The 6528-nt window shown below is 70.3% G+C and carries 3 protein-coding genes; all 3 read left to right on the top strand.

What is annotated here, in order from left to right; translation table 11 throughout:
* The coding region (locus tag ACFC1F_RS32205) for a hypothetical protein (RefSeq protein ID WP_376163653.1) at window positions 1-863 on the top strand (863 nt) is incomplete at its 5' end.
* Window positions 864-1131: 268 nt separating this feature from the next.
* Window positions 1132-5748 (top strand): polymorphic toxin-type HINT domain-containing protein, encoded by a 4617-nt coding sequence (locus ACFC1F_RS32200; protein ID WP_376163651.1) that lies wholly within the window; start codon window positions 1132-1134, stop codon window positions 5746-5748.
* Entirely contained in the window at window positions 5745-6242 is a 498-nt protein-coding gene (locus tag ACFC1F_RS32195) for an Imm1 family immunity protein (RefSeq protein ID WP_376163649.1), read from the top strand. Before ACFC1F_RS32200 ends, ACFC1F_RS32195 begins: the two co-directional genes overlap by 4 nt.
* Window positions 6243-6528: the final 286 nt, after the last annotated feature.

Raw genomic sequence — 6528 nt, 5'->3', positions numbered from 1 at the left:
GCTGGGTGGCGCAGGTGAAGGCCTCCCGCCCCGGCAGCCAGCTCTTCGCCGTCGGTGGTGACAGCAAGATCTGGGCCAACGAGGGTTCCTACACCGCGAACACGTGGGGCACCTTCGAGCAGGTTCCGAACAACAGCGGCATCCGCCAGGTCAGCGCCGTCACCATGGGCGACAAGGTGCGCCTGTTCGCCATCGGCGGTGACCGCCAGATCTGGACCGCCACCAAGAGCACCACGACCGGCGCCTGGAGCGCGTTCGAGGCCGTACCGGGCAACAGCGGGATGCAGCAGGTGAGCGCCGTCGCCATGGGCGACAAGGTGCGCTTGTTCGCGATCGGCGGCGACAACCAGATCTGGACCGCCGCCGGCGATTACACCGCCGGCACCTGGACCCCGTTCGAGGCCCTGCCCAGCAGCGGCATCAAGCAGGTGACCGCCACCACCGTCGGAAACACCGTGCGCCTGTTCGCGATCGGCGCCGACCAGCAGATCTGGACCACCACCGGCGACTACACCGCCGGCACCTGGACCACCTTCGCAGCCGTCCCCAGCAGCGGAATCCAGCACATCACCGCCACCACCGTCGGAAACACCGTGCGCCTGTTCGCCGTCGGCGCCGACCAGCAGATCTGGACCACCGACAGCACCGACAACGGCCCCTGGACCACCTTCGACCCGGTCCCCAACGCCGGCGGCGTCAAGCAGGTCGCCGCCACCACCATCGGCGACACCGTGCGCCTGTTCGCCATCGGCAGCGACCAGCAGATCTGGACCGCCGACAAGAAGGCCGACGGCAGCTGGACCACCTTCTACGCCGTCACCAGCAGCACCATCCAGAACATCACCGCCACCCCGGCCGGCTGACCCCCGGGCGCCGGCCGGAAGGCGGCCCGCGCCGCTTACGGGCCATCGGCCTCCGGCCGGCACCCTCCCCTGTACTGCGCAGGCCGGGTCACCCGGCCGTCCAGGACACCTCGCCTGCTGCCCCGCCCCTTGCGGCGGGGCGGCAGACCACATGGCGCGCCCCAAGACACGCCCGCCAAATCCGGTAACACCCCGGGCCGTCAGCATCCACGTCGACGGCCCGGGCGGCACCTCGGTGCCCCGACAACAGAATGGATTGCGAATTCCGATGAGGGAATTCTGGACCTCACGGGTCCCACGGTGGCGACTGGCCACCGGGCTCGTGGCCGGCGGCCTCCTCGCAGGGCTGCTGACGCCCCCGGCCTTGGCGGCCGACGCGCCGCCGAGGGCGACCACGGCGGACCCGGACCGGGTAGCGGCGGTCGCCGCCTGGCAGGCCGGCGGTCCGGCCGTGCGTCAGGCCGCGGAGAGCGCGCTGACCGGCTCCAGCGACGACCTGAAGAAGTTCCTGGCGAGCGGTCAGGCGGCAGCCGCCGACCAGGACCTGCGGGCGCAGATCGAGGAACTCGTCGCCTCCTCGGGCCCCGGGGCACGTGAGGCCGGGATGGCCGCGCTGAAGGGCTCCGCGGCGGACCTGAAGGCGTTCCTGGACAAGGGTGCCAAGAAGGCCTACGAGGACGACCAGCGGGTCCGGCTGTCGCAGATCATGGCGGCCGGCGGCCCCGGGGTGAAGGACGCCGCGGGCAAGGCCATGGACGGCTCCCTGGTCGATGTGAACCAGTTCCTGAACGAGGGCCAGTTCAAGGCCAGGAACGACGACGACCGCGTCCACCTCTCCCAGCTGATGGCCTCCGGCGGACCGGAGGTGAAGAAGGCCGCCGGCGCCGCCCTGGACGGTTCGATGGAGGACGTCCAGCTGTTCCTCCAGTACGGCTACCAGACCGCGGCTGCCCACGACCAGGAGACGCTGACGGTCTCCCAGCTGGCGGACCTGACGACCAACGCCTCCGCGCAGGCGGGGCAGCAGGCGCAGACCGCCAAGGATGCCGCGGGCAAGGCCCTGGATGCCACCAGGCTGGCGAAGGAGGCCTCGGAACGGGCCGCCGCGGAGACGAAGGCGGCGCAAGGTTCTGCCGGGAAGGCCTCCAACGCCGCCGGCCGTGCTGCGGACGCCGCCACCCGGGCCGCTGCCGCCGCCAAGACCGCCTCCGCCGCGGCCAAGGCCGCGAACGAGGCCTCCCGGCAGGCCGCCAACGCCGCAGCGGACGCGGCGTCGGCCGCAACGAAGGCCGGTGACGCCGCCACGCGGGCGCTGGCCGCTGCCGCCGGCGCCGCCGGTAACGCCGGGCAGGCAGACATAGCGCGCGCGGCCGCGGTCACCGCCCGCAACGCCGCCGTCGACGCCCGTACCGCGGGCGAGGCCAGCGCGTGGGCGGGCTTCGCGGCAACGCAGGCGGGAACTGCGGCGAAGGCCGCCGCGTTGGCGGGCACCAACGCTGCCGCGGCTGCCCTGGCAGCCCTCGAAGCCGCCGACTACTCGGGGGTGTCCGCCGAGGACGCGGCCAGGGCCCGCCAGGCCGCCGCCCGTGCTCAGGCCGCCGCCGCGGAGGCCACGCGCGCCGCCAACGCCACCGTCGCGATCGCCGACCAGGCTGCGGCTGCAGCCGGCGATGCCCAGCGTGCCGCGAACGACGCCGCCGCTCACGCGGAAGCGGCGGCGACCGCTGCCGAGCAGGCGGCTCAACATGCCGGTGACGCGAACACTGCGGCTGGCGTCGCGCAGGCGGCGGCCACCGCGGCCGACGCGGACGCCAACTCGGCGGCTAGCTCCGCCACCCAGGCCCACAAGGTCGCCGACGTCGCCCGCGCCTCCGACGCGGAGCGCCTGGCCGCCCAGCAGGCCGCTGAAATGGCCGCCGCCGAGGAGGCCTCCCGCGAGGCCGACCAGAAGGCGAAGACCGCGGCCTGGGAATCCGGCAAGACCACCCGGTTCGCCGCCGACACCGAGCAGCTGATCAAGGACGCCACCGCCGCGGGCGCGGACCCGAAGGCCGCGGTGCTCAAGGGCCGTCAGGCCGCGTTCCGGCTGCTGGCTTCCGCCGGCCCGTGGACCAAGGCCGCCGCACAGAGCGCGCTCGAGGGCGACGACGACACCGTCCGGGCCTTCCTGAGCACCGACCTGACCACCGCCCGCGACTACGACGACCGCACCAGCGTGATGGCGATCGCCCAAACGTCGGGCAAGCTGGAGAAGCGCCTGGCGGCGGAGACCGCCTCCGTCGGAACCGCGGAGCAGGTGCGGGCGTTCCTGGCCACCGGGCAGTACCCGGGCAAGGACGACGACGACCGCGTCCAGCTCTCCCAGATCATGGCCGCGGGCGGTCCGGGTGTGAAGGAGGCCGCCGGCAAGGCGCTGGACGGCACCATCGACGACGTCCGCGCGTTCCTGGCCACCGGCCAGTACAAGGCCCGTGACGACGACAACCGGGTCCTGGTCACCCAGGCCCTGGCCAACGGCGGTCCCGAGGTCAAGGCCGCGGCCCAGGCCGTGCTCTCCGGCCCCGCCGACCGCCTCGTGGCATTCCTGCAGGCCGGCCTGCCAACGGCCCAGCAGCGCGACGCGATGACCGCCGCCCACGTGGCCACCATCGCCTCCTACCTCGCCACCATCGACGGCACCGTGGCAGAGGCGCGGCAGTACGCGGCCCAGGCCGCCCAGTCCTACGCCACCGCCCGCGGCGCCGCCAACGAGGCGGCCGGCTACGCCAACCAGGCCGCCCAGTCCGCCCAGCAGGCCCAGGGCTTCGCCGCTCAGGCCGCCCAGTCCGCCAAGGAGGCCCAGGCCTCCGCCGCCCAGGCCGCCCGGTCCGCGCAGCAGGCCCAGGCCAGCGCTGCAGCCGCCGACGCCGACGCCCGCAGCGCCTCCGCCTCGGCAGCCATGGCGACCGGCTACGCAAGCCAGGCGAGCCAGTACGCAGCCGACGCCAAGACCGCCTCAGACCAGGCCCAGGCCTCCGCCGCGGCTGCGGCCAAGAGCCGCGACGAGGCGAAGAAGGCCGCCGACGAGGCCCGCGACGCGTTCTTCACCAAGCAGTGCACCGACACCCTCGCCGGTCAACTGGAGAGCCAGACCGCCACGGTCGACGACCAGGGCCGGATCGCCTATGTCGAGGTCGACCAAACCGGGTTGAGCTCTGACGTGGTCAAGTACAACGCTGGCCCCTGCATCGCCGGTGACTTCTACCTGGGCCACGGCGACACGCTCCTGCGCAACGTCGACACCAAGGTCTGGCACGACAACGGCAAGGGCCAGGACGTCTGCGACCTCCCGGCCACCGTCAAGGTCACCGGCACGGTCTACTACGTGATGAGGACCTGCCCGGAGCCCGGCCTGTCCATCGCTGCCTGTTTGGGCAAGTACACCGTCTGGGACACCGTCGTCGTCGGCAGCACCCAGATCAACGACCAGCACGACCAGACCATCCCGATCACCTACGCCGACTACAAGCTCCACTACTCCCCGGAAGCCGTCCGCGGCCAAGCCCTCTGGCACGCCGTCACCGACGACTTCGTCAAGTGCTACCACGACCCCAGCCTCCACAACAGCGCCTGCGCATGGGCCGCATCCAACTTCATCCCCTACGGCACCCTCGCCAAGGGCGCCAAGTCCATCGTCGCCTTCCGCTACGCCCTCGAGACCGGCATCGGCATAGAGGAGGCCAAGCTCGCCGTCCAGGCCACCCTTGACAGCTACGGCAAGGCAGCCCTCGCCAAGCTCACCTCCACCGCCGACGCGGTCGCCAAATTCCGCCTCACTCTCAAGGACGGTGTCGGCACCAAGGACGCCCTGAACGCTCTGCGCAGCGACCGGAATATCGACCGTTCACTCATCGACCAGCTGGAAGGTGAAGAGGCCTTCGCGTCGGTCAAGCGCGCAAGCTGCCCAACCCAGCCTGGTACCTCCAACAGCTTCCCCGCCGGTACCGGCGTTCTCATGGGCGACGGCAGCGTCAAGGCCATTGAGACCGTCCGGATCGGTGACCTCGTGGCCGCCGCGGATCCCAGTACCGGCACAGCAGGCCCCCGCGCGGTGACGAACACCATCGACACCCCCGACGACCGCGACTTCACCGAACTCACCGTCCGGCAGAACGACGGCACCCAGAGCGCTGTGACCGCGACCGACCACCACCCGTTCTGGGTGGAGTCCGCCCGCACCTGGACCGACGCGTCGGCGGTCCACGTCGGCGACACCCTGCGCACCGACACCGGCGCGACCGTCCAGGTCGCCTCCATCCGGCACTGGACCGGCCTCGAGCACGCCTACAACCTCACCGTCGACGGCCTCCACACCTACTTCGTCCTGGCCGGCGGCACCCCGCTTCTCGTTCACAACGCCAACCCCGCCAACCTCAACCCCTTCGACAAATGCCAGGTGATCCTGGTAATCGGAAGCCTCGGAGAGCGGTCTGGAGACGTGGGCCCCACGACGGGACAGGCGCTGGTGCGGCAGGCGGACGGAAAGCTGGCTACGGTGGCGGATCCGATCCAGAGCGGATGGGGCGGAAACTTCCAGGAGCTCAACACGTTTCTCATGGGACCCGAGTCGCCCGTCCAGCCCCCTGCCAACGTCAAGATCTTTCCGGGTGCCGACCATGCGGAGCCGAAAATCGCCTGGGATCTCGCGGACAAGCCCGAAATGAAGGGCGCCACTATAGAGGCGGTCATCAATAATCGTCGGGGAGTATGCGACATTCCCTGCGCAGTGGCCGTTTCGGGCATCCTCTATACTGACCAGAAGATGCTGGTCCGCTGGATTGACAAAGCCACCGGAGAGCTGGTAGAGGTCGGAATACTTCAAGGGAAAAGAGTCCGCAAGCCGTGATCCTCAGGGTTTCCTTTGCCCGGAAGCAAATGTTCCCCTCAAGTCAGGAGGAAGTCGAGGGGCTGATATCCGAAGCCCTTCGGTTCATCAGTCCGAAGGAAGGGGACGGCAGTGACGGCGTCACCGAGGATGAGGCCTGGTTCAGCTACCTCGAACCGCAGGCCGACTTTCCCAGTGCCTGCCTGCGTGTCGCGGCCAACGAGCTGACCGGGTTCGGGGCTCTCGTGTGGTTCGTCTTCGGCAGGAAGGGCGGGATCTATGACGACGCCTGGATCTCTGACAATCCCACCCCACCCGAGATCGACTCTCGACTCGTGTGCGACCCCTATTACCCGAGGTTTCATGATCCCGCCAGCGCTGTGCCGTTGCCGCAGGTCAGGGAGGCAATCAGGGAGTTCTGTCGATCCGCTACGGGGGAACGTCCCGAATCTATCGCCTGGGTGACCGGGGAAATTAATGGACCGCGCAACGACAGGCCTTCGTACGAGGACTAGTCAGGAAAACAGTTAGCGCATGAGGCGATGGCCTTCACCAAGTGGTGAAGGCCATCGCCTTTTCTCAACCGTCCGACGTGTGGGGAACGGAACCACGTCGTGGACGGCGCTGGCCGCACGGGGCGACGGCACCGCTGGGTGGGCCCGGGCCTGGTGGCGTAAATCGGGGTCAGCCTGTTCACCGAAGCCGCCGTCAAGGCGGTCCGGGCCTGCAGCGGCATCACCGCCCAGCAGGCGGCCAGCACCGCCGCTGACTTTGTTACCAAGGCCCAGGCCGCCGCCGACG

It is taken from the genome of Kitasatospora sp. NPDC056181 (assembly GCF_042266225.1).
In the GTDB taxonomy this organism is placed as follows: domain Bacteria; phylum Actinomycetota; class Actinomycetes; order Streptomycetales; family Streptomycetaceae; genus Kitasatospora.
The sequence above is the reverse complement of the archived record's forward strand: the minus strand, read 5'-3'. Positions and strand labels throughout refer to the sequence as shown.